Origin of the sequence: Curtobacterium sp. UCD-KPL2560 (assembly GCF_001705035.1) — a bacterium.
Lineage (GTDB): Bacteria > Actinomycetota > Actinomycetes > Actinomycetales > Microbacteriaceae > Curtobacterium.
The window spans coordinates 38,065-57,589 of record NZ_MCIG01000005.1 but is presented as its reverse complement, the minus strand read 5'-3'; the positions used below and the strand labels follow the sequence as shown (position 1 = coordinate 57,589).

The window sequence follows — 19,525 nt, the reverse complement described above, 5'->3', positions numbered from 1 at the left end:
CTGGGTTGGGCCGCAGGCAGCAGAACACGATCGAGTCCCCAACACCACCTCGGGCGCAGCTGTGCCCGGAGTGCGGGGGACGCGACATGCCCACGCTGGACGGCCAAGGTCGCTCCGCGCGGTTGACAGGAGAACAGCGGTCATCCCCCGGGATGCGGCCGGTTGGTTCAGGAAAACAGCCAAGCCCTGCAGGAATGCACGGTGGCGGCGGCGTCAGGCGGCCCGGAAGGGTGCGCGGCGCAGAGAGGACAAAGAGACACATGGCGGGACAGAAGATCCGCATCCGGCTCAAGTCGTACGACCACGAGGTCATCGACACGTCGGCCCGGAAGATCGTCGACACGGTGACCCGTGCCGGTGCGACCGTGGTCGGCCCGGTGCCGCTCCCCACCGAGAAGAACGTGGTCACCGTGATCCGTTCCCCTCACAAGTACAAGGACTCGCGCGAGCACTTCGAGAAGCGCACGCACAAGCGGGTCATCGACATCGTCGACCCGACGCCGAAGGCCGTCGACTCGCTCATGCGACTCGACCTCCCGGCTGACGTCAACATCGAGATCAAGCTGTAAGGGGGCTGACCAATGGCGAACTCAACCAAGACCGTCAAGGGCCTCCTCGGCAAGAAGCTCGGGATGACCCAGGTGTGGGACGAGAACAACAAGTTCATCCCCGTGACCGTGATCGAGGTCGGCCCGAACGTGGTCACCCAGATCCGCAACGTCGAGCGCGACGGCTACGAGGCGATCCAGATCGCCGCCGGCGCCATCGACCCGCGCAAGGTCAACAAGCCGGCCGCTGGCCACTTCGAGGCCGCTGGCGTGACCCCGCGTCGCACCCTCACCGAGATCCGCACCAACGACTCCGCTGAGTACACGCTCGGCCAGGAGCTCACCGTCGACACGTTCGAGGCGGGCCAGAAGGTCGACGTCGTCGGCACCTCCAAGGGCAAGGGCTTCGCCGGTGTCATGAAGCGCCACGGCTTCGCCGGCGTCTCCGCATCGCACGGTGCGCACCGCAACCACCGCAAGCCCGGTTCGATCGGCGCCTCGTCGACCCCGTCGCGTGTCTTCAAGGGCATGCGCATGGCTGGTCGCATGGGCGGCGAGCGCGTGACCGTCCTCAACCTCACGGTGCACGCCGTCGACGCCGAGAAGGGTCTGCTGCTCGTCAAGGGCGCCGTCCCCGGTGCTCGTGGCCGCTCCGTCTTCGTCCGCACCGCCGTGAAGGGTAAGTGATCATGGCCACCGAGACCGCAACCACGATCGACGTCCTCGACGCGACCGGGGCCGTCGCCGGCAGCATCGAGCTGCCCGCTGAGCTCTTCGACGTCGAGACCAACGTCCCGCTGATCCACCAGGTCGTCACCGCGCAGCTCGCCGCCGCGCGTCAGGGCACCCACAAGACCAAGAACCGCGGCGAGGTCCGCGGTGCTGGTCGCAAGCCGTTCAAGCAGAAGGGCACCGGCCGCGCCCGTCAGGGTTCGGTCCGCGCACCGGAGCACACCGGCGGTGGCGTCGTCCACGGACCGACCCCGCGCGACTACTCGCAGCGCACCCCGAAGAAGATGATCGCCGCGGCTCTGCTCGGCTCGCTCTCGGACCGCGCCCGCGGTGGCCGCATCTCCGCGGTGGAGGGCTTCGTCTCGGCCGACGTGCCGTCGACCAAGACCGCCCGCACGCTCATCGAGAAGGTCGCGCCCGTCAAGAACGTGCTCGTCGTGCTCGAGTCGGACGACGAGCTGACGCTCAAGTCGATCCGCAACCTGCCGGGTGTCCACGCGCTCTCGTACGGCCAGCTCAACGCCTACGACGTGCTCAAGTCCGACGCCCTCGTCTTCAGCAAGAGCGCACTCGACGCCTTCATCGCGTCGAAGACCGCGAAGGAGATCTCCGCATGAGCGGCTTCAACAAGGACCCGCGCGACATCATCATCTCGCCGGTCGTCTCGGAGAAGAGCTACGGCCTGATCGACCAGGGCAAGTACACGTTCATCGTGGACCCCCGGTCGAACAAGACCGAGATCAAGCTCGCCATCGAGAAGATCTTCGACGTCAAGGTCGCGAGCATCAACACCCTGAACCGTCCGGGCAAGACCCGCCGCACGAAGTTCGGCATGGGCAAGCGCAAGGACACCAAGCGCGCCATCGTGACGCTCAAGTCCGGTTCGATCGACATCTTCACGGCTGTCGGCTGAGGACCAGAGGGATAAATCATGGCTATTCGTAACTACAAGCCGACCACCCCGGGTCGTCGCGGATCGTCGGTCGCCGACTTCGCCGAGATCACCCGTTCGACGCCGGAGAAGTCGCTGCTTCGTCCGCTGCCGAAGACCGGTGGCCGCAACAGCTCGGGTCGCATCACGACCCGCCACATCGGTGGTGGCCACAAGCGCCAGTACCGCGTGATCGACTTCCGTCGTCACGACAAGGACGGCGTCGACGCCAAGGTCGCGCACATCGAGTACGACCCGAACCGCACGGCGCGCATCGCGCTCCTGCACTACGTGGACGGCACGAAGCGCTACATCATCGCGCCGAACAAGCTCAAGCAGGGCGACGTCATCGAGCAGGGTCCGGGCGCGGACATCAAGCCCGGCAACAACCTGCCGCTGCGCAACATCCCGGTCGGTACCGTGATCCACGCGATCGAGCTCCGCCCCGGTGGCGGCGCGAAGATGGCCCGCTCGGCCGGCGCCTCGGTGCGTCTCGTCGCCAAGGACGGCCCCTACGCGCAGCTCCGTCTGCCGTCGGGCGAGGTCCGCAACGTCGACGCCCGCTGCCGCGCCACGATCGGCGAGGTCGGCAACGCCGAGCAGTCGAACATCAACTGGGGCAAGGCCGGCCGCATGCGCTGGAAGGGCGTCCGCCCGACCGTGCGTGGTGTCGCGATGAACCCGGTCGACCACCCGCACGGTGGTGGCGAGGGCAAGACGTCCGGTGGTCGTCACCCGGTCAGCCCGTGGGGTCAGGCCGAGGGTCGCACGCGCAAGTCGAACAAGCCGAGCGACAAGCTCATCGTCCGTCGCCGTAACGCCGGCAAGAAGCGCAAGTAGGAGTTCAGAAGATGCCACGCAGTCTGAAGAAGGGCCCCTTCGTCGACGAGCACCTGCTCCGCAAGGTCGTCACGCAGAACGAGGCCAACACCAAGAACGTGATCCGCACCTGGTCGCGTCGCTCGATGATCGTGCCGAACATGCTCGGTCACACGATCGCCGTGCACGACGGTCGGAAGCACATCCCGGTGTTCGTCACCGAGTCGATGGTCGGTCACAAGCTCGGCGAGTTCGCGCCGACCCGCACCTTCCGTGGTCACGTGAAGGACGACAAGAAGGGCCGTCGCCGCTGAGGCGGCGACGCAGAGGAGGAACGAAATGGTGGAGTCGATCGCACGTGTGCGACACATCCGCGTCACGCCTCAGAAGGCCCGTCGCGTCATCGAGCTGATCCGCGGCAAGCAGGCCCACGAGGCGCTCGCCATCCTGAAGTTCGCCCCCCAGGGCGCTTCGGAGCCCGTGTACAAGCTGGTCGCCTCGGCGATCGCCAACGCACGGGTCAAGGCTGACTCGACGAACAGCTTCCTCGACGAGCGCGACCTCTACGTGAGCCGCGTCTTCGTCGACGAGGGCACGACCCTGAAGCGGTTCCAGCCGCGCGCCCAGGGCCGCGCCTTCCGCATCAACAAGCGCACCAGCCACATCACGGTCGTCCTCGCGACGCCGGACGAGGTCGAGGCTGCCGCGACGAGCAAGAAGGCGAGCAACTAATGGGCCAGAAGGTCAACCCGTACGGCTTCCGTCTCGGGATCACGACGGACCACGTCTCGCACTGGTTCACCGACAGCACGAAGGCCGGCCAGCGCTACGCCGACTACGTGGCCGAGGACATCAAGGTGCGCGAGTACCTGAAGAAGACCCTCGACCGCGCAGGCGTCGCCCGCATCGAGCTCGAGCGCACCCGTGACCGCGTCCGCGTGGACATCCACACCGCGCGTCCCGGCATCGTCATCGGTCGCCGTGGCGCCGAGGCGGAGCGCGTCCGTGGCGAGCTCGAGAAGCTCACCAAGAAGCAGATCCAGCTCAACATCCTCGAGGTGAAGAACCCCGAGACCGAGGCCCAGCTCGTCGCGCAGGGCATCGCCGAGCAGCTCTCCGCTCGTGTCGCGTTCCGTCGCGCCATGCGCAAGGGTCTGCAGGGTGCACAGCGCGCCGGCGCCAAGGGTGTCCGCATCCAGGTGTCCGGTCGTCTCGGCGGCGCCGAGATGTCGCGCTCGGAGTTCTACCGCGAGGGCCGTGTGCCCCTGCACACGCTCCGCGCGAACATCGACTACGGCTTCTACGAGGCCCGGACCACGTTCGGCCGCATCGGCGTGAAGGTCTGGATCTACAAGGGCGACATCACGAACAAGGAGCTCGCTCGCGAGCAGGCGAACCAGCGTTCGTCGCGCCCCGAGCGTCGTGGCGGCCCGCGTGGCGAGCGCAGCGACCGTGGGGACCGCCGTGGCGGCGACCGCGGCGGCCGCCAGCAGCAGGCCCCGCAGGACGCGCCGGCCGGCGCAGGAGTTGAGGCGTAACCATGCTTATCCCCCGTCGAGTCAAGCACCGCAAGCAGCACCACCCGAAGCGCTCGGGCCAGGCGACCGGTGGCACCAAGGTGTCGTTCGGTGACTACGGCATCCAGGCGCTGACCCCCGCCTACGTGACCAACCGTCAGATCGAGTCCGCTCGTATCGCCATGACGCGTCACATCAAGCGTGGCGGCAAGGTCTGGATCAACATCTACCCGGACCGCCCGCTCACCAAGAAGCCGGCTGAGACCCGCATGGGTTCCGGTAAGGGCTCGCCCGAGTGGTGGGTCGCCAACGTCAAGCCGGGTCGTGTGCTCTTCGAGCTCTCCGGCGTCAGCGAGGACATCGCCCGTGAGGCGCTGACCCGTGCAATCCACAAGCTGCCCCTCAAGGCACGCATCATCAAGCGCGAGGAGGGCGACGCATAATGGCGATCGGTTCCAAGGAGCTCCGTCCGACGGAGCTCGACACGTTCGAGAACGAGCGTCTCGCTGACGAGCTGAAGAAGGCCAAGGAGGAACTCTTCAACCTCCGCTTCCAGTCGGCCACCGGCCAGCTGGAGAGCCACGGTCGTCTCCGTGCCGTCAAGCGCGACATCGCACGCATCTACACCGTCCTCCGCGAGCGCGAGCTCGGCATCCGTGCCACTCCCGCGCCCGTCGAGACCGCCACCAAGGCCAAGAAGACGACGAAGAAGGCTGACAAGCCCGCCGAGTCGACCGAGGCCGCTACCGCCGAGGAGAACTGATGGCGAACGAAGAGCTCAACTCCGCCGCCTCCACCCGCGGCTACCGCAAGACGCGTCGCGGCTACGTGACGAGCGACAAGATGGACAAGACCATCGTGGTCGAGGTCGAGGACCGCGTGAAGCACGCGCTCTACGGCAAGATCATCCGCCGCACGTCCAAGGTGAAGGCCCACGACGAGCTCGGCACCGCCGGTGTCGGCGACCTCGTCGTGATCAGCGAGACCCGTCCCCTCAGCGCCTCGAAGCGCTGGCGCCTGGTCGAGATCCTCGAGAAGGCCAAGTAGGCCCCGGCCTGCTTCGGAATAGGAGACAGCAGTGATTCAGCAGGAATCCCGCCTGAAGGTCGCCGACAACACGGGTGCCAAGGAGATCTTGACCATCCGCGTGCTCGGTGGCTCGGGTCGTCGCTACGCCGGCCTCGGTGACGTCATCGTCGCCACGGTGAAGGACGCCATCCCCGGCGGCAACGTGAAGAAGGGTGACGTCGTCAAGGCGGTCATCGTTCGCACCAAGAAGGAGACCCGTCGTCAGGACGGCTCCTACATCAAGTTCGACGAGAACGCGGCAGTGATCCTCAAGGCCGACGGCGACCCGCGCGGAACGCGCATCTTCGGTCCGGTCGGTCGCGAGCTCCGTGACAAGAAGTTCATGAAGATCATCTCGCTCGCGCCGGAGGTGCTGTAAGCCATGGCGAACATCAAGAAGGGCGACCTCGTCCAGGTCATCACGGGCGCCAAGCAGGAGCGCGGCGGTGACCGGGGCAAGCAGGGCAAGGTCCTCGAGGTCCTCAAGGACAAGAACCGGGTCGTCGTCGAGGGCGTGAACTTCGTCACGAAGCACGTCCGCGTCGGCCAGACGCAGCGCGGTTCGAAGACCGGTGGCATCGAGCAGCACGAGGCTCCGATCCACGTCTCGAACGTCGCGATCGTCGACCCGAAGACCAAGAAGCCGACCCGCGTCGGTTTCCGCATCGAAGAGGTGGAGAAGGACGGCGTCAAGAAGACCGTCCGCGTCCGCTACGCCAAGAAGTCGGGTGAGAAGCTCTGATGACCGACACGACTGCAGCGCCGGCGACCAAGGTCGAACCGCGCCTCAAGCAGAAGTACAAGAACGAGATCAAGGCTGCCCTCACCGAGCAGTTCGGATACGCGAACGTCATGCAGGTCCCTGGCCTGGTCAAGGTCGTCGTGAACACCGGCGTCGGCGAGGCCGCTCGCGACTCGAAGATCATCGACGGGGCCGTCAAGGACCTCACGGCGATCACGGGTCAGAAGCCGATCGTGACGAAGGCCCGCAAGTCCATCGCGCAGTTCAAGCTGCGCGAGGGTCAGGCCATCGGCGCGCACGTCACCCTCCGTGGTGACCGCGCGTGGGAGTTCGTCGACCGGCTCGTCACCCTCGCACTGCCCCGCATCCGCGACTTCCGCGGTCTCAGCGACAAGCAGTTCGACGGCAACGGCAACTACACGTTCGGTCTCACGGAGCAGTCGATGTTCCACGAGATCGACCAGGACCGCATCGACCGCGTGCGTGGCTTCGACATCACCGTCGTGACCACCGCGAAGACGGACGACGAGGGACGCGCGCTGCTCCGCCAGCTCGGGTTCCCGTTCCGTTCGGCCGACCAGACGGTCTAAGCTACTTCGGGCGGTGCGGGCCGGAGGATTCACGTCCTCCGGCCCGCACCCTTGAACACACCGATCCCGGGGAACCGCTCCGGGATCACCCCGATCGCTCAGGTCGGCATTCGTGGAACGGGTGTCGAAACCAGGCGAAGAATGGACGACCATCATGACGATGACCGATCCGGTCGCAGACATGCTGACCAGATTGCGGAACGCGAACTCGGCGCACCACGACGCCGTCTCGCTTCCCAGCTCCAAGCTGAAGAAGAACATCGCCGAGATCCTCAAGCGCGAGGGTTACATCAGCGAGTGGAAGATCGAGGACGCCCGCGTCGGGCAGACCCTCACGATCGACCTGAAGTACGGCCCCGAGCGCGAGCGTTCGATCGCCGGCATCAAGCGCGTCTCGAAGCCCGGTCTCCGGGTCTACGCGAAGTCGACGGAGCTCCCCCAGGTCCTCGGTGGCCTCGGCGTGGCGATCCTCTCGACCTCCTCGGGACTGCTCACCGACCGTGAAGCCGAGCAGAAGGGCGTGGGTGGGGAAGTCCTCGCCTACGTGTGGTGATCGACAATGTCTCGTATCGGACGTCTTCCCATCGACATCCCCGCCGGGGTCTCCGTCTCCGTTGACGGTCAGACCGTGGCGGTCAAGGGCCCGAAGGGCGAGCTCGCGCTCGTCGTCGCCGAGCCCATCCAGGCCAAGGTCGAGGAGAACCAGGTCCTCGTCACCCGCCCGGACGACGAGCGTGAGTCCCGTGCCCTGCACGGCCTCATCCGCACCCTGATCGCGAACAACATCGTCGGCGTGACCCAGGGCTACTCCAAGGGCCTCGAGGTCGTCGGCACCGGTTACCGCGTGCAGGCCAAGGGCAGCAACGTCGAGTTCGCGCTCGGCTACTCCCACCCGATCACGGTCGAGCCGCCGGCGGGCATCAGCTTCGCCGTCGAGGGCAACAACAAGCTCACCGTCTCGGGCATCGACAAGCAGGCCGTCGGCGAGGTGGCTGCCAACATCCGCAAGCTGCGCAAGCCCGAGCCCTACAAGGGCAAGGGTGTCCGCTACGCCGGCGAGATCGTGCGCCGCAAGGCCGGAAAGTCAGGTAAGTGATCATGGCTCTCGGTATCCGAGGAAAGAGCAAGTCGGCCGCCAAGGCGCGCCGTCACAACCGTCTCCGCAAGAAGATCACCGGCACCGAGTCGCGTCCGCGCCTCGCTGTCTTCCGGTCGTCGCGCCACGTGTTCGTCCAGGTCATCGACGACGCCCAGGGTCACACCCTGGCCAGCGCGTCGACGATGGAGGCCGACCTCCGGTCGTTCGACGGCGACAAGACGGCCAAGGCCCGTCGCGTCGGCGAGCTCCTCGCCGAGCGTGCGAAGGCTGCCGGCGTCGAGGCCGTGGTCTTCGACCGCGGTGGTAGCAAGTACGCCGGTCGCGTCGCCGCGATCGCCGATGGTGCCCGTGAAGGAGGGCTGAACCTGTGAGCGACATCGCGAACAACAACGAAGCGGCCGAGACCGAGACGCCGGCCGAGGCCGCTGTCGAGACCGAGACCGCTGTCGAGACCGACACCGCTGCTGCGACCGAGACCGCTGCGAAGGCGACGACCGGCAAGGAGGCGGACGCTCCTGCGGTCGCCGAGCGCCCCGTCGAGACCGCTGCGGGCTCCGCGTCCAACAACCGCGACAACGCCGACCAGCGCGGCCGTCGTGGCGGTGGCCGTGACCGTCAGCAGGGTCGTGACCGCAACAACCGCGGTGGCGACAGCCAGTTCCTCGAGCGCGTGGTGACCATCAACCGCGTCTCGAAGGTCGTCAAGGGTGGTCGTCGCTTCAGCTTCACGGCGCTCGTCGTCGTCGGTGACGGCAACGGCCTCGTCGGTGTCGGTTACGGCAAGGCGAAGGAAGTCCCCACCGCGATCTCCAAGGGCGTCGAGGAGGCGAAGAAGAACTTCTTCCGCGTCCCGCGCGTCGGCAACACGATCCCGCACCCCGTCCAGGGTGAGGCCGCTGCCGGTGTCGTCCTGCTGCGTCCGGCTGCTGCCGGTACCGGTGTCATCGCCGGTGGTCCGGTCCGCGCCGTGCTCGAGTGCGCCGGCATCCACGACGTCCTGAGCAAGTCGCTCGGCTCGTCGAACACCATCAACATCGTGCACGCGACCGTCGAGGCGCTGCAGCAGCTCGAGGAGCCCCGCGCCGTCGCCAGCCGTCGTGGCCTCGACGTCGACCGGGTCGTCCCGGCCCGCCTGCTCCGCGCCGAGGCCGCAGCCCTGCGTGCCGCGACCGAGAAGGCAGGTGCGTGATGGCGATGCTGAAGATCACGCAGACGAAGTCCGTTATCAGCGAGAAGCAGTACCAGCGCGACACGCTCCGCAGCCTGGGTCTCAAGCGCATCGGCCGTACGGTCCTGCGTGAGGACAACGCCCAGAACCGCGGGTACGTCGCGACGGTCGCGCACCTCGTGAAGGTCGAGGAGGTCGACGCATGAGCGACGAGAAGAACGAGCGCGTGCAGGTGCTGAAGCTGCACCACCTCCGCCCCGCCGCGGGCGCCAAGAAGGACCGCACCCGCGTGGGTCGCGGTGAGGGCTCGAAGGGCAAGACCGCCGGCCGTGGTACCAAGGGCCAGAAGGCTCGTTACCAGGTCAAGGTCGGCTTCGAGGGTGGGCAGATGCCGCTGCACATGCGCACCCCGAAGCTCCGCGGGTTCAAGAACCCGTTCCGCGTCGAGTACCAGGTCGTGAACCTGGACAAGCTCGCGGAGCTCTACCCGAACGGTGGCGACGTCACCGTCGCGGACCTGGTGGCCAAGGGCGCCGTCCGCAAGAACGAGAAGGTCAAGGTTCTCGGTCAGGGTGACATCAGCGTGAAGCTCACGGTCGCGGTCGACAAGGTCTCGGCGTCCGCCGCCGAGAAGATCGCAGCTGCTGGCGGCTCCGTCTCCCAGTAATCCCCGTCGGCGGCCCGTGCGTTTGCGCACGGGCCGCCGTTACGGTTTCCTTGACAGTGGCCGTCCGTCGGCCGGGTCGGCCCTGCCGATCGACACCGTGCCGACCTCGACCAGGTCGCCGGTCCCAGCAGTTCGGAGTCCTCGTGTTCAGAGCGGTCGCGCGCATCATGCGCACCCCCGATCTTCGCAAGAAGATCGGCTTCACCCTCGCGATCATCGCGCTGTTCCGTCTGGGGTCGTACATCCCCGCACCGTTCGTCGACTACGCCGCCGTGCAGAGCTGTCTCGCCAGCGCGTCGTCCTCCGGCGGCCTCTACGACCTGATCAACCTCTTCTCCGGCGGCGCGCTGCTGAAGCTCTCGGTCTTCGCGCTCGGCATCATGCCGTACATCACGTCGTCGATCATCGTGCAGCTCCTGCGCGTGGTCATCCCGCACTTCGACGCCCTCTACAAGGAGGGGCAGTCCGGTCAGGCGAAGCTGACGCAGTACACGCGCTACCTCACCATCGCGCTGGGCGTGCTGCAGTCCACCACCCTGATCACCGTCGCCCGCTCCGGCGCCCTGTTCGGCACGAACGCCTCGGCTTCCTGCTCGTCGATCATCTCGAACGACAGCTGGTACGCGATCATGCTCATGGTCGTCACGCTGACCGCCGGCACCGGCCTCATCATGTGGATGGGCGAGCTCGTCACCGAGCGCGGCATCGGCAACGGCATGTCCCTGCTCATCTTCACGTCCATCGCAGCGCAGTTCCCGTCCGCGCTCTGGGCGATCGAGCAGTCGCAGTCCTTCGAGCTCTTCCTGTTCGTCATCCTGGTCGGCCTGGTCATCATGATGGCCGTCGTCTTCGTCGAGCAGTCGCAGCGGCGGATCCCCGTGCAGTACGCCAAGCGCATGGTCGGCCGTCGCACCTACGGGGGCAACAACACCTACATCCCGATCAAGGTGAACATGGCCGGCGTCGTGCCCGTCATCTTCGCCTCGTCGCTGCTGTACCTGCCGGCCCTGGTCGCGCAGTTCAACCAGCCCTCGGACGGCTCCGCGCCGGCCGCGTGGGTGACCTGGATCCAGGCGAACCTGACCTCGGGTGACAACTGGTTCTACATGGTCCTGTACTTCCTGCTCATCGTCGGCTTCACGTACTTCTACGTCGCGATCACCTTCAACCCCGAAGAGGTCGCCGACAACATGAAGAAGTACGGCGGCTTCATCCCGGGCATCCGGGCCGGCCGTCCGACGGCGGAGTACCTCGACTACGTCCTGACCCGGGTGACGCTGCCCGGTGCGCTCTACCTCGGTCTCATCGCGCTCATCCCGCTGGCAGCACTGGCGCTGTTCGGCGCGAACCAGAACTTCCCGTTCGGTGGCGCGAGCATCCTCATCATCGTGGGTGTCGGTCTCGAGACCGTGAAGCAGATCGACTCGCAGCTGCAGCAACGTCACTACGAAGGGCTTCTCCGTTGAGCGCACGTCTCATCATCGTCGGACCTCCCGGAGCCGGGAAGGGCACCCAGGCGGGCCGCATCGCCGAGTCGTTCGGGGTCCCCGCGATCTCGACCGGTGACATCTTCCGCAAGAACGTGTCCGAGGGCACCCCGCTCGGGGTCCAGGCGAAGGCGATCATGGACGCCGGGGACTACGTGCCCGACGAACTGACGAACGAGCTCGTGAAGTCCCGTCTCGCCGAGGCCGACGCGGTCGACGGGTTCCTGCTCGACGGGTACCCCCGCACCGTCGGGCAGGTGGCCTACCTCGACGCACTGCTCGCCGAGCAGGGCGCCGGGATCGACGCCGTGGTGCAGCTCGTGGCCGACCAGGACGCGCTCGTCAGCCGTCTGCTCGACCGTGCCGCCAAGCAGGGTCGGAGCGACGACAACGAGGAGACCATCCGTCGTCGCCAGGAGGTCTACACGCAGGAGACCGCACCGATCGTCGCGTCCTACGCCGAGCGTGGACTCGTGGTCGAGGTCGACGGCCTCGGCACCATCGACGAGGTCGGCGACCGCATCCAGGCGGCCCTGGTCTCGCGCGGCCTCACCGCCAGCGTCTGAGCCCGCTCGTGCGACGTCGCAAGCCGTCGATCTACAAGAGCCCCGAGGAACTCCGGGCGATGGTCCGTCCCGGGCTGCTGACCGAGGCGGCCCTCACGGCGGTGCGGCAGGCGATCCGACCCGGTGTCACCACCGGCGAGCTCGACGCGGTCGCAGAACGCACCATCCGTGACGGCGGCGGCATCCCGAACTTCCAGCTCGTGCCGGGCTACCGCCACACGCTGTGCGTCTCGGTCAACGACGAGGTCGTGCACGGCATCCCCGGTGACCGTGTCCTGCAGCCCGGCGACATCGTGTCGGTCGACGCCGGCGCGGAGGTCGACGGGTGGAACGGCGACAGCGCGTTCACGACGGTGCTCCCGGGTGGGGACGCACCGCTGACCGCAGCGCGGCAGACGCTGTGCGACACCACCGAGCGTGCGCTGTGGCACGGCGTCGCGGCACTCGCGCACGCCCGCAACCTCAACGAGGTCGGCGCGGTGATCGAGGACGCGATCGACGAGACCGGCGCCTGGGGCATCGTCGAGGACTTCACCGGGCACGGGATCGGCCGTTCGATGCACGAGGATCCGCCCGTCTTCAACTACCGCGTCCGCGGCGCCGGGCCCGCGGTCCGGCCCGGACTCGTGGTCGCGATCGAGCCGATGGTCACCGCCGGCACGATCGACAGCTCGACGGACGACGACGACTGGACCATCCGGACGCTCGACGGCTCGGACGCCGCGCACTGGGAGCACACGGTTGCCGTGCACGCGGACGGCATCTGGGTCACGACGGCCTCCGACGGGGGCGCCTCAGGCCTCGCAGCGCTCGGCGTGACGCCCGTCCCGATCGCCTAGGCAGCGTCGGTCGCTCGGGCCGGGAGGCGCGGGTGGGTTCCGCCGTGTCGGGTCCAGCCCGTCCGTGGGTCGGTTCGGGAGGCGCCGCGCGGCTCGGCCGCGACGGTTCCCGTCCGCAGGCATGGCAGCTCGGGAGGCGCGGGGCGGTTCGGTCGTGTCGGTTCCCGTCCGTCGGCGTGGCAGGTAGGACGGCACAGCCGGGACGGTTGCTGTCCGTCGGCCTGGCAGGTCAGGAGATGCGGGGCGGTTCCGCCTGGTCGGTCTCCGTCCGTCGGCGCGCCGGGTTTCCAGACACGCGTCGGGCCTCGGTTCGACTCCTGCCCGGCGGTGGGCCTTTCGTCGGGTTCTACGCCGACATCCCGACAGGTGGGCTGCCCGGGCACGGGTCAGCGGTCCTGCGGACCATGCCTGCGGTCCTGGGGGCGGAGCCCGTGGTCCGTGGTCCGTGGCCCATGGCCGATGACGCGAGACCACGGCGCTGCGGAACGTGTCAGCGGCGCTGTGGACCGTCACCACGACCCTGCGGGTCGGTTGAGCGGGCCCTGTGCGGACCGTGAACACGCCCCTGCCTGCCGGGTCAGTGGCCCTGTGGACCCTGACCACGGCCTCGCGGTCCGGGACAGCTGCCTGGCCGGCCCCGCCCCGTGGCGACCGCGTCAGTTGCCGCGCGAGCAGGTCTGCTCGGAGGCGCTCTGCCCGGTGATGCTCGACGGCAGCGGGGTGGCGCTCGGACTCGGGGTCGAACCGGCCGCAGCGTCCCCGGTGCCCGAGGTGCCGGCCCCGGTGTCCGTGCCGCCGCCCGTCCCGGTGCCGGTCCCGCCACCCGTCCCGGAGGCCGGTGCCTGCGCGGGCGCGGAGGCCTGCGCGTCCGGTGACAGCGTCGACGCCCGGCCCGTGCTCGAGTCGGTCAGCGAGGTCTTCACGTCCTGCTGCAGCGCGACGTTGAGGGCGTGCGCGGGCTCCTGCGCGACGAGCACGTGCGACGTGTCCGTCGGGTCGTCGACCACGGGGTACTGCACGAAGAGCATGTTGGACGTGCTCATGCCGCGCAGCGTCGAGGCGAGGCCGACGAGTGTGCGGGTCTGGGCGAGGCCGTCGGACAGGGTCATGTTCGACAGCGCGGCACCCGCGAGCTTGTAGAGGGTCACGGGGTTCGACAGGGTGCCGTCCGAGGCGACCTTGCGGAGCAGGGCGGACAGGAAGACCTGCTGCGAGCTGATCCGGGCGAGGTCGCTGCCGTCGCCGACGCCGTGGCGGCTGCGGAGGAAGGCGAGGGCGTCCTGCCCCTCGAGCGTGTGGTCGCCCGCGGTGAGCTGCAGCCCGGTGTACGAGTCGTGGATCGGCTTCGCGACGCAGACGTCGACGCCGCCGAGGGCGTTCGACATCTCGATGACGCCGTCGAAGGTGATGAGGCCGGCGTACGGGACGGTCAGGCCGGTGAGGTTCTCGACGGTGTCGACGACGCACGACAGGCCGCCGTGCCCGAGCGCCTCGTTGAGCAGCTCCTTGCTCGCGGCCGGGTAGGTGGTGCCGGTCTGGGGGTTGGTGCACGCCGGGATCGGGACCTTGAGGTCGCGCGGGAAGCTGACCGCCGTGAGCTGCTGGTGGTCCTGGGAGACGTGCACGAGGATCGTGACGTCGTTGCGCGCGCCCTCGACGTTCTCGTCCGAGTCGAACTGGCCGATGCGGGTGTCGCTGCCGACGAGGAGGATGTTCGCTCCGCCCTTGATCGCCGTGATGTCGGCGACCTTCGCGGTGTTCTGGTCGTCGGTGCTCAGCTGCACGGTGTGCGGCGCGGTCGCGAGCTGGACCGCCGCGATGCCGGCGACGCTGGTGCCGCTGACGAGGACGACCGCGAGCGCGGCGGCGACCACCGTGGCGGCCGTGGTCCACGCCCGACGGCGGGGGAGTCGGCCGTGTCGGGCGATGGGGCGGCGGGGATCGTGCGGCACGGGGTCTCCGATCGGGGGTCCGGTCGCCGACCGGGACCCGGTCGGTGCGTCGGCCAGGCTACGGGCGCACCGCTGCTCCGCGGCCCGGAGCAGCCCGACAACCCACTGTGGAACGCTCAGGAACCCTTGCGGAAGCCCCAGACGAGGGGTCGGACCGGCCCGCACTTGGCAATCGGCCCGCTGTCGCCTAGGATCGACCCTTGGTGTGCCATGCCTTATGGCGTGGCGCCCGACCCGCAGACCGGCTCGGGGATCACACCGGTAATCCAATCAAGCGACAGTGAGGCTATGGCCAAGAAAGACGGCGTCATCGAGATCGAAGGCTCGGTGCTCGAAGCTCTGCCCAACGCGATGTTCCGCGTTGAGCTGACCAACGGACACAAGGTCCTCGCGCACATCTCCGGGAAGATGCGCCAGCACTACATCCGCATCCTCCCCGAGGACCGCGTGATCGTGGAGCTGAGCCCGTACGACCTGACCCGCGGCCGGATCGTCTACCGCTACAAGTGATCCGCGAGCTGGAAAGGAACGGCCCGGCGAACCCGCCGAGCACGAAGCCAGCGAGCACGAGGAAACAACCATGAAGGTCAACCCCAGCGTCAAGCCCATCTGCGAGCACTGCCGTGTCATCCGCCGCAAGGGCCGCGTCATGGTGATCTGCAAGAGCAACCCGCGTCACAAGCAGCGCCAGGGCTGAGCTCCCAGCAGGACCCACAACTCAACACCGAACACGCAGTACCAGAACCCCGTCGTGACCCAGGTCACCGGCGGGGGGACACCTCGGGGCGGAGGCCCGGGCACCGGTACTGCGCCACACCTCCATCGACAACAGGAGCAGCCAGCACATGGCACGTCTAGCAGGCGTCGACATCCCGCGCGAGAAGCGCGTGGAGATCGCACTCACGTACATCTACGGCGTCGGCCGGACCCGCGCGGTCCAGGCACTCGCCGAGACCGGTATCTCCGGTGACATCCGCGTCAAGGACCTGACCGACGACCAGCTCGTCGCCCTCCGTGACTTCATCGAGGGCAACTTCAAGGTGGAGGGTGACCTCCGCCGTGAGGTCGCCGCCGACATCCGCCGCAAGGTCGAGATCGGTAGCTACGAGGGTCTCCGCCACCGTCGTGGTCTCCCGGTGCGTGGTCAGCGCACCAAGACCAACGCGCGTACCCGCAAGGGACCGAAGCGCACCGTGGCAGGCAAGAAGAAGGCCCGATAGGAGATCATCATGGCTACCCCCAAGACTGCCGCGCGCAAGCCGCGCCGCAAGGAGAAGAAGAACGTCGCCGTGGGCCAGGCCCACATCAAGAGCACGTTCAACAACACCATCGTCAGCATCACCGACCCGTCGGGCGCCGTCCTCAGCTGGGCGTCCTCGGGTGCCGTGGGCTTCAAGGGTTCGCGCAAGTCGACGCCGTTCGCGGCGCAGCTCGCCGCCGAGTCCGCCGCCCGTCAGGCGCAGGAGCACGGTGTCAAGAAGGTCGACGTCTTCGTCAAGGGCCCGGGCTCGGGTCGCGAGACCGCGATCCGCTCCCTCCAGGCCGCTGGCCTCGAGGTCGGCTCGATCAACGACGTCACCCCGCAGGCGCACAACGGCTGCCGCCCGCCGAAGCGCCGCCGCGTCTGACGCGAGGAGCAACCGGCCGCGCCCTGCTCGTCCCCTGACCGGGTCATCCCGGTCCGGGGCGGGCGGGGCCCGCGGCCATTCCTGGTCGTTCGATCGCACACCGCCGGTCCCCGTGGCCGGTCGGTGCGCGTGATCACAACTCAACAGACCCGTCGGGGCCCGGTCGGCCCCGTCGTACCGCCGAGTGTCATATAGCGGACACTCCGCCGAAAGGAATCCCACAGTGCTCATTGCACAGCGCCCCACCCTGACCGAGGAGTCGATCTCCGAGTTCCGCTCGCGCTTCGTCATCGAGCCGCTCGAGCCGGGCTTCGGTTACACCCTCGGCAACTCGCTGCGCCGCACGCTCCTCTCCTCGATCCCCGGCGCGGCTGTCACCAGCATCCGCATCGACGGCGTCCTCCACGAGTTCAGCACCGTCCCCGGTGTCAAGGAAGACGTCACCGAGATCATCCTCAACATCAAGAGCCTCGTCGTCTCCAGCGAGCACGACGAGCCGATCACCGCGTACCTGCGCAAGCAGGGTGCCGGTCAGGTCACCGCAGCGGACATCTCCGCTCCGGCCGGCGTCGAGATCCACAACCCGGACCTCGTCATCGCGACCCTGAACGACACCGCGCGCTTCGAGCTCGAGCTGACGATCGAGCGTGGCCGCGGCTACGTCTCGGCGACCCAGAACCGCTCGGAGTTCAGCGAGGCCGGTCAGATCCCGATCGACTCGATCTACTCGCCGGTCCTCAAGGTCACCTACCGCGTCGAGGCGACGCGTGCCGGTGAGCGCACGGACTTCGACCGCCTGGTCGTCGACGTCGAGTCGAAGCCCGCGATCACGCCGCGCGACGCCATCGCGTCGGCCGGTCGCACGCTGGTCGAGCTGTTCGGTCTCGCCCGCGAGCTGAACACCGCGGCCGAGGGCATCGAGATCGGCCCCGCGCCGGTCGACGCCGTGCTCTCGAACGAGCTGCAGACCCCGATCGAGGACCTCGACCTGTCGGTGCGCAGCTACAACTGCCTGAAGCGGGAGGGCATCAACACGGTGTCCGAGCTCGTCGCCCTGTCGGAGACGCAGCTCATGAACATCCGCAACTTCGGTCAGAAGTCGGTGGACGAGGTCAAGGACAAGCTCACCGAGCTCGGCCTGTCCCTCAAGGACACCGTCCCCGGATTCGACGGCGCCCACTTCTACAGCGGGTACGACGAGGACGAGTCCAGCAACTGACCTCGCGCTGACGCGCACGCGCGCCGCTGACGCAGCGCGCACCACCATCACCACTGGAGAACTGACATGCCGAAGCCCACCAAGGGCCCCCGCCTCGGTGGCGGCCCCGCCCACGAGCGCCTGCTCCTGAGCAACCTCGCCAACGCCCTGTTCACGCACGGCCGCATCACCACCACCGAGACGAAGGCCAAGCGCCTCCGTCCCGTCGCCGAGCGTCTCATCACGTTCGCGAAGCGTGGCGACCTGCACGCGCGCCGTCGCGTCATCGCGCAGCTGCGTGACAAGTCCGTCGTGCACACGCTGTTCACGGAGATCGCGCCCCAGGTCGAGGACCGCCAGGGCGGGTACACCCGCATCACGAAGCTCGGCTTCCGCAAGGGTGACAACGCGCCGCTCGCGTCGATCGAGCTCGTGCTCGAGCCGGTCTCGAGCTCGCCCGCCCCGGTGCAGCGCAAGGCGGCCCCGGCCGCCGCCGCGCCGGTCGAGGAGGCCCCGGTCGACGAGACCGAGACCACCGAGGAGTCGACCCCGGTCGAGGCCGAGGCCGAGACCGAGACCGACGCAGCTGCCGAGGTCGAGGCCGACGCCGCCGCCAAGGCGGACGACGCCAAGTAGGTCCAGCACCAACATCGGAGAAGCCCCCGCGACGCACGTCGCGGGGGCTTCTCCGCGTCGGCGACCGCTCGCCGGACGGGAGGCGCGGTGCACCGCCGCCACGCGCCTCCCGTCTGATCGTCCGACGGACGGAGGCGCACAGCACGGCCGCCACGTGCCTCCCGTCCCGCCCCGCTCGCCGTCAACGCTCACAGCGGTCCGCGGCTAGCTTGGCCGCCGACATGGCACGAGCAGAACGCATCACGGGCGCCGGGCGCCGCCTCTGGCAGTGGAGCCGCGACTCGGGCACCCAGCCGCGGCTGCTGCTCGCGGCGAAGGCCGCGCTCGCGGCGACGATCGCGTGGACGCTCGCGAAGCACGCCCCCGGGGTCGCGGCCGACTACCCGTACTACGCACCCCTCGGGGCGATCGTGGCGATGCGGACCACGGTGTTCGCGGGCGTCCGGGCCGGTCTGCAGACGCTCGTCGGGATCACGCTCGGCATCCTCATCGCCGGGTTCACGATGCTCATCGGCGACCCGGGCGTGGTCGCGGTGGCCCTCGCGGTGGGCCTCGGCGTGCTGGTCAGCGGGTTCCGGGTGCTCGGCGAGGGGTACTCGTGGGTCCCGATGGCGGCGCTGTTCGTCCTGCTCGTCGGTGGGGGCAACGCCGAGGGGTACTCGTTCGCGTACGTCGTGCAGATGGGCATCGGGATCGGCATCGGGCTGCTGGTGAACTCGCTGATCGTGCCGCCGCTGCACTTCTGGGACGCCGAGCGGCGCATCGACCAGGTCAACGCGGTGCTCGCGGAGCACCTCGACGACCTCGCGGCCGTGCTCGACCAGGGCGAGCCCGACACCCGCGCGTGGGACCGGCAGCAGGCGCGGCTCGACGCGGCGATCGAGGACGTGCGCGAACGGGTGTCGGTGGCGCAGGAGAGCCGTCGGTGGAACCCCCGTGGGGTGCTCCGCGGGTCGCGGGCGCGCCTGGCGACCGACGGGGCGCGGTTCCGTGCCCTCGAGCGGGCCGCCTGGTACACGACGGACCTCACCGAGCTCGTCGCCCGGTCCGGCCCGGTCGCGGACAACATCGGCCGTCCGGACCCGTCGTTCGCGGAGCCGCTCGCCGCAGCCCTGCGCCAGGTCGCGTGCGTGGTGCGCGGGGACTGCGCGGAGGACGCGGGCGACGAGGCACTCCCGACGCTCGAGCGCGCCCTCGACGCCAGCCGGGAGAACCCGTCGAGCGTGGCCGTCACCGCGAGCGCGATCGTCGCCCTGCGGGGGATCCTGGAGTCGGAGAAGCGGGCGACCCAGGACGTCGACACGAAGACGGGGCCGTTCGGCGAGAAGCGCTGACCCC

The 19,525-nt window shown here is 68.6% G+C and carries 31 protein-coding genes; 30 read left to right on the top strand and 1 reads right to left on the bottom strand.

The features are described 5' to 3' along the window. The first annotated feature begins 260 nt into the window (after positions 1–260). From rpsJ to map, 23 genes are all read left to right on the top strand, one after another. On the top strand, positions 261–569 hold the full coding sequence (gene rpsJ, locus BEP24_RS02850) for a 30S ribosomal protein S10 (protein WP_022903286.1): 309 nt from the start codon (positions 261–263) through the stop codon (positions 567–569). Positions 570–581: 12 nt separating this feature from the next. Then, on the top strand, positions 582–1,235 hold the full coding sequence (rplC, locus tag BEP24_RS02845; RefSeq protein WP_022903285.1) for a 50S ribosomal protein L3: 654 nt from the start codon (positions 582–584) through the stop codon (positions 1,233–1,235). A gap of 2 nt (positions 1,236–1,237) precedes the next feature. Then, the gene (rplD, locus tag BEP24_RS02840) at positions 1,238–1,897 is read left to right on the top strand and encodes a 50S ribosomal protein L4 (RefSeq protein ID WP_065960037.1); all 660 of its coding nucleotides are present in this window, start codon (positions 1,238–1,240) and stop codon (positions 1,895–1,897) included. After that, positions 1,894–2,193 (top strand): 50S ribosomal protein L23, encoded by a 300-nt coding sequence (rplW, locus tag BEP24_RS02835; RefSeq protein ID WP_065960036.1) that lies wholly within the window; start codon positions 1,894–1,896, stop codon positions 2,191–2,193. Before rplD ends, rplW begins: the two co-directional genes overlap by 4 nt. Positions 2,194–2,211: 18 nt before the next feature. Next, on the top strand, positions 2,212–3,051 hold the full coding sequence (gene rplB, locus BEP24_RS02830) for a 50S ribosomal protein L2 (RefSeq protein ID WP_065960035.1): 840 nt from the start codon (positions 2,212–2,214) through the stop codon (positions 3,049–3,051). Positions 3,052–3,062: 11 nt separating this feature from the next. Next, positions 3,063–3,344 (top strand): 30S ribosomal protein S19, encoded by a 282-nt coding sequence (gene rpsS / locus BEP24_RS02825; RefSeq protein WP_017885529.1) that lies wholly within the window; start codon positions 3,063–3,065, stop codon positions 3,342–3,344. 25 nt (positions 3,345–3,369) lie between these two features. Continuing rightward, the gene (rplV, locus tag BEP24_RS02820; RefSeq protein WP_017885528.1) at positions 3,370–3,762 is read left to right on the top strand and encodes a 50S ribosomal protein L22; all 393 of its coding nucleotides are present in this window, start codon (positions 3,370–3,372) and stop codon (positions 3,760–3,762) included. After that, the gene (rpsC, locus tag BEP24_RS02815; RefSeq protein ID WP_065960033.1) at positions 3,762–4,568 is read left to right on the top strand and encodes a 30S ribosomal protein S3; all 807 of its coding nucleotides are present in this window, start codon (positions 3,762–3,764) and stop codon (positions 4,566–4,568) included. Before rplV ends, rpsC begins: the two co-directional genes overlap by 1 nt. 2 nt (positions 4,569–4,570) lie before the next feature. Beyond that, a complete protein-coding gene (gene rplP / locus BEP24_RS02810; RefSeq protein ID WP_065960031.1) occupies positions 4,571–4,990 on the top strand; it encodes a 50S ribosomal protein L16 in 420 nt (139 codons plus the stop codon). After that, the gene (rpmC, locus tag BEP24_RS18100; protein WP_065960029.1) at positions 4,990–5,310 is read left to right on the top strand and encodes a 50S ribosomal protein L29; all 321 of its coding nucleotides are present in this window, start codon (positions 4,990–4,992) and stop codon (positions 5,308–5,310) included. Before rplP ends, rpmC begins: the two co-directional genes overlap by 1 nt. Then, the gene (rpsQ, locus tag BEP24_RS02800) at positions 5,310–5,594 is read left to right on the top strand and encodes a 30S ribosomal protein S17 (protein ID WP_065960027.1); all 285 of its coding nucleotides are present in this window, start codon (positions 5,310–5,312) and stop codon (positions 5,592–5,594) included. Before rpmC ends, rpsQ begins: the two co-directional genes overlap by 1 nt. A gap of 31 nt (positions 5,595–5,625) precedes the next feature. After that, entirely contained in the window at positions 5,626–5,994 is a 369-nt protein-coding gene (gene rplN / locus BEP24_RS02795) for a 50S ribosomal protein L14 (protein WP_017885523.1), read from the top strand. 3 nt (positions 5,995–5,997) lie between these two features. Beyond that, a complete protein-coding gene (rplX, locus tag BEP24_RS02790; RefSeq protein ID WP_065960025.1) occupies positions 5,998–6,357 on the top strand; it encodes a 50S ribosomal protein L24 in 360 nt (119 codons plus the stop codon). After that, positions 6,357–6,947: a 50S ribosomal protein L5 gene (rplE, locus tag BEP24_RS02785; protein WP_065960023.1), complete on the top strand. Its 591-nt coding sequence runs from the start codon at positions 6,357–6,359 to the stop codon at positions 6,945–6,947. Before rplX ends, rplE begins: the two co-directional genes overlap by 1 nt. A gap of 154 nt (positions 6,948–7,101) precedes the next feature. After that, complete coding sequence (rpsH, locus tag BEP24_RS02780) at positions 7,102–7,500, top strand: 30S ribosomal protein S8 (protein ID WP_065960021.1); 399 nt, start codon at positions 7,102–7,104, stop codon at positions 7,498–7,500. Positions 7,501–7,506: 6 nt separating this feature from the next. Further along, the gene (gene rplF, locus BEP24_RS02775) at positions 7,507–8,043 is read left to right on the top strand and encodes a 50S ribosomal protein L6 (protein ID WP_065960019.1); all 537 of its coding nucleotides are present in this window, start codon (positions 7,507–7,509) and stop codon (positions 8,041–8,043) included. Between the two features lie 2 nt (positions 8,044–8,045). After that, complete coding sequence (gene rplR, locus BEP24_RS02770) at positions 8,046–8,417, top strand: 50S ribosomal protein L18 (protein ID WP_058742351.1); 372 nt, start codon at positions 8,046–8,048, stop codon at positions 8,415–8,417. Next, positions 8,414–9,235 carry a 30S ribosomal protein S5 gene (gene rpsE, locus BEP24_RS02765; protein WP_139197344.1) on the top strand — a complete coding sequence of 274 codons (822 nt, stop codon included), beginning with the start codon at positions 8,414–8,416 and terminating at the stop codon, positions 9,233–9,235. The genes rplR and rpsE overlap by 4 nt, the downstream gene beginning before the upstream one ends. Further along, the gene (gene rpmD / locus BEP24_RS02760; RefSeq protein WP_022906355.1) at positions 9,235–9,420 is read left to right on the top strand and encodes a 50S ribosomal protein L30; all 186 of its coding nucleotides are present in this window, start codon (positions 9,235–9,237) and stop codon (positions 9,418–9,420) included. The genes rpsE and rpmD overlap by 1 nt, the downstream gene beginning before the upstream one ends. Further along, positions 9,417–9,881 carry a 50S ribosomal protein L15 gene (rplO, locus tag BEP24_RS02755; protein WP_065960017.1) on the top strand — a complete coding sequence of 155 codons (465 nt, stop codon included), beginning with the start codon at positions 9,417–9,419 and terminating at the stop codon, positions 9,879–9,881. Before rpmD ends, rplO begins: the two co-directional genes overlap by 4 nt. 143 nt (positions 9,882–10,024) lie before the next feature. Next, the gene (gene secY / locus BEP24_RS02750; protein ID WP_065960014.1) at positions 10,025–11,347 is read left to right on the top strand and encodes a preprotein translocase subunit SecY; all 1,323 of its coding nucleotides are present in this window, start codon (positions 10,025–10,027) and stop codon (positions 11,345–11,347) included. Continuing rightward, a complete protein-coding gene (locus tag BEP24_RS02745; RefSeq protein ID WP_065960013.1) occupies positions 11,344–11,934 on the top strand; it encodes an adenylate kinase in 591 nt (196 codons plus the stop codon). The genes secY and BEP24_RS02745 overlap by 4 nt, the downstream gene beginning before the upstream one ends. Positions 11,935–11,942: 8 nt before the next feature. Continuing rightward, positions 11,943–12,773 (top strand): type I methionyl aminopeptidase, encoded by an 831-nt coding sequence (map, locus tag BEP24_RS02740; protein WP_290439168.1) that lies wholly within the window; start codon positions 11,943–11,945, stop codon positions 12,771–12,773. A gap of 656 nt (positions 12,774–13,429) precedes the next feature. Here the strand turns inward: map and BEP24_RS02735 are convergent. Beyond that, a complete protein-coding gene (locus tag BEP24_RS02735) occupies positions 13,430–14,725 on the bottom strand; it encodes an LCP family protein (RefSeq protein WP_253181544.1) in 1,296 nt (431 codons plus the stop codon). Positions 14,726–15,013: 288 nt separating this feature from the next. Here BEP24_RS02735 and infA point away from each other — a divergent pair, with 288 nt between their 5' ends. The 7 genes from infA (at position 15,014) to BEP24_RS02700 (ending at position 19,521) form a co-directional block, all read left to right on the top strand. Next, positions 15,014–15,235: a translation initiation factor IF-1 gene (infA, locus tag BEP24_RS02730; protein WP_017885509.1), complete on the top strand. Its 222-nt coding sequence runs from the start codon at positions 15,014–15,016 to the stop codon at positions 15,233–15,235. Positions 15,236–15,305: 70 nt separating this feature from the next. Further along, positions 15,306–15,422 (top strand): 50S ribosomal protein L36, encoded by a 117-nt coding sequence (gene rpmJ, locus BEP24_RS02725; RefSeq protein ID WP_022903266.1) that lies wholly within the window; start codon positions 15,306–15,308, stop codon positions 15,420–15,422. A gap of 148 nt (positions 15,423–15,570) precedes the next feature. Continuing rightward, positions 15,571–15,945, top strand: coding sequence for a 30S ribosomal protein S13 (gene rpsM / locus BEP24_RS02720; RefSeq protein ID WP_058728274.1), 375 nt, complete (start codon positions 15,571–15,573; stop codon positions 15,943–15,945). Between the two features lie 9 nt (positions 15,946–15,954). Next, entirely contained in the window at positions 15,955–16,353 is a 399-nt protein-coding gene (gene rpsK, locus BEP24_RS02715) for a 30S ribosomal protein S11 (RefSeq protein ID WP_017885507.1), read from the top strand. 223 nt (positions 16,354–16,576) lie between these two features. Beyond that, positions 16,577–17,572: a DNA-directed RNA polymerase subunit alpha gene (locus BEP24_RS02710; RefSeq protein WP_065960011.1), complete on the top strand. Its 996-nt coding sequence runs from the start codon at positions 16,577–16,579 to the stop codon at positions 17,570–17,572. Between the two features lie 66 nt (positions 17,573–17,638). Beyond that, a complete protein-coding gene (gene rplQ / locus BEP24_RS02705) occupies positions 17,639–18,187 on the top strand; it encodes a 50S ribosomal protein L17 (protein WP_065960008.1) in 549 nt (182 codons plus the stop codon). A gap of 221 nt (positions 18,188–18,408) precedes the next feature. Then, positions 18,409–19,521: an aromatic acid exporter family protein gene (locus tag BEP24_RS02700; protein WP_141693328.1), complete on the top strand. Its 1,113-nt coding sequence runs from the start codon at positions 18,409–18,411 to the stop codon at positions 19,519–19,521. Positions 19,522–19,525 lie beyond the last annotated feature (4 nt).

What these genes read in the sequence shown, in the direction of transcription:
- rpsJ (WP_022903286.1), top strand. Translation starts at nt 261, where the DNA reads ATGGCGGGACAGAAGATCCGCATCCGGCTCAAGTCGTACGACCACGAG.
- rplC (WP_022903285.1), top strand. Translation starts at nt 582, where the DNA reads ATGGCGAACTCAACCAAGACCGTCAAGGGCCTCCTCGGCAAGAAGCTC.
- rplD (WP_065960037.1), top strand. Translation starts at nt 1,238, where the DNA reads ATGGCCACCGAGACCGCAACCACGATCGACGTCCTCGACGCGACCGGG.
- rplW (WP_065960036.1), top strand. Translation starts at nt 1,894, where the DNA reads ATGAGCGGCTTCAACAAGGACCCGCGCGACATCATCATCTCGCCGGTC.
- rplB (WP_065960035.1), top strand. Translation starts at nt 2,212, where the DNA reads ATGGCTATTCGTAACTACAAGCCGACCACCCCGGGTCGTCGCGGATCG.
- rpsS (WP_017885529.1), top strand. Translation starts at nt 3,063, where the DNA reads ATGCCACGCAGTCTGAAGAAGGGCCCCTTCGTCGACGAGCACCTGCTC.
- rplV (WP_017885528.1), top strand. Translation starts at nt 3,370, where the DNA reads ATGGTGGAGTCGATCGCACGTGTGCGACACATCCGCGTCACGCCTCAG.
- rpsC (WP_065960033.1), top strand. Translation starts at nt 3,762, where the DNA reads ATGGGCCAGAAGGTCAACCCGTACGGCTTCCGTCTCGGGATCACGACG.
- rplP (WP_065960031.1), top strand. Translation starts at nt 4,571, where the DNA reads ATGCTTATCCCCCGTCGAGTCAAGCACCGCAAGCAGCACCACCCGAAG.
- rpmC (WP_065960029.1), top strand. Translation starts at nt 4,990, where the DNA reads ATGGCGATCGGTTCCAAGGAGCTCCGTCCGACGGAGCTCGACACGTTC.
- rpsQ (WP_065960027.1), top strand. Translation starts at nt 5,310, where the DNA reads ATGGCGAACGAAGAGCTCAACTCCGCCGCCTCCACCCGCGGCTACCGC.
- rplX (WP_065960025.1), top strand. Translation starts at nt 5,998, where the DNA reads ATGGCGAACATCAAGAAGGGCGACCTCGTCCAGGTCATCACGGGCGCC.
- rplE (WP_065960023.1), top strand. Translation starts at nt 6,357, where the DNA reads ATGACCGACACGACTGCAGCGCCGGCGACCAAGGTCGAACCGCGCCTC.
- rpsH (WP_065960021.1), top strand. Translation starts at nt 7,102, where the DNA reads ATGACGATGACCGATCCGGTCGCAGACATGCTGACCAGATTGCGGAAC.
- rplF (WP_065960019.1), top strand. Translation starts at nt 7,507, where the DNA reads ATGTCTCGTATCGGACGTCTTCCCATCGACATCCCCGCCGGGGTCTCC.
- rplR (WP_058742351.1), top strand. Translation starts at nt 8,046, where the DNA reads ATGGCTCTCGGTATCCGAGGAAAGAGCAAGTCGGCCGCCAAGGCGCGC.
- rpmD (WP_022906355.1), top strand. Translation starts at nt 9,235, where the DNA reads ATGGCGATGCTGAAGATCACGCAGACGAAGTCCGTTATCAGCGAGAAG.
- rplO (WP_065960017.1), top strand. Translation starts at nt 9,417, where the DNA reads ATGAGCGACGAGAAGAACGAGCGCGTGCAGGTGCTGAAGCTGCACCAC.
- infA (WP_017885509.1), top strand. Translation starts at nt 15,014, where the DNA reads ATGGCCAAGAAAGACGGCGTCATCGAGATCGAAGGCTCGGTGCTCGAA.
- rpmJ (WP_022903266.1), top strand. Translation starts at nt 15,306, where the DNA reads ATGAAGGTCAACCCCAGCGTCAAGCCCATCTGCGAGCACTGCCGTGTC.
- rpsM (WP_058728274.1), top strand. Translation starts at nt 15,571, where the DNA reads ATGGCACGTCTAGCAGGCGTCGACATCCCGCGCGAGAAGCGCGTGGAG.
- rpsK (WP_017885507.1), top strand. Translation starts at nt 15,955, where the DNA reads ATGGCTACCCCCAAGACTGCCGCGCGCAAGCCGCGCCGCAAGGAGAAG.
- rplQ (WP_065960008.1), top strand. Translation starts at nt 17,639, where the DNA reads ATGCCGAAGCCCACCAAGGGCCCCCGCCTCGGTGGCGGCCCCGCCCAC.
- BEP24_RS02700 (WP_141693328.1), top strand. Translation starts at nt 18,409, where the DNA reads ATGGCACGAGCAGAACGCATCACGGGCGCCGGGCGCCGCCTCTGGCAG.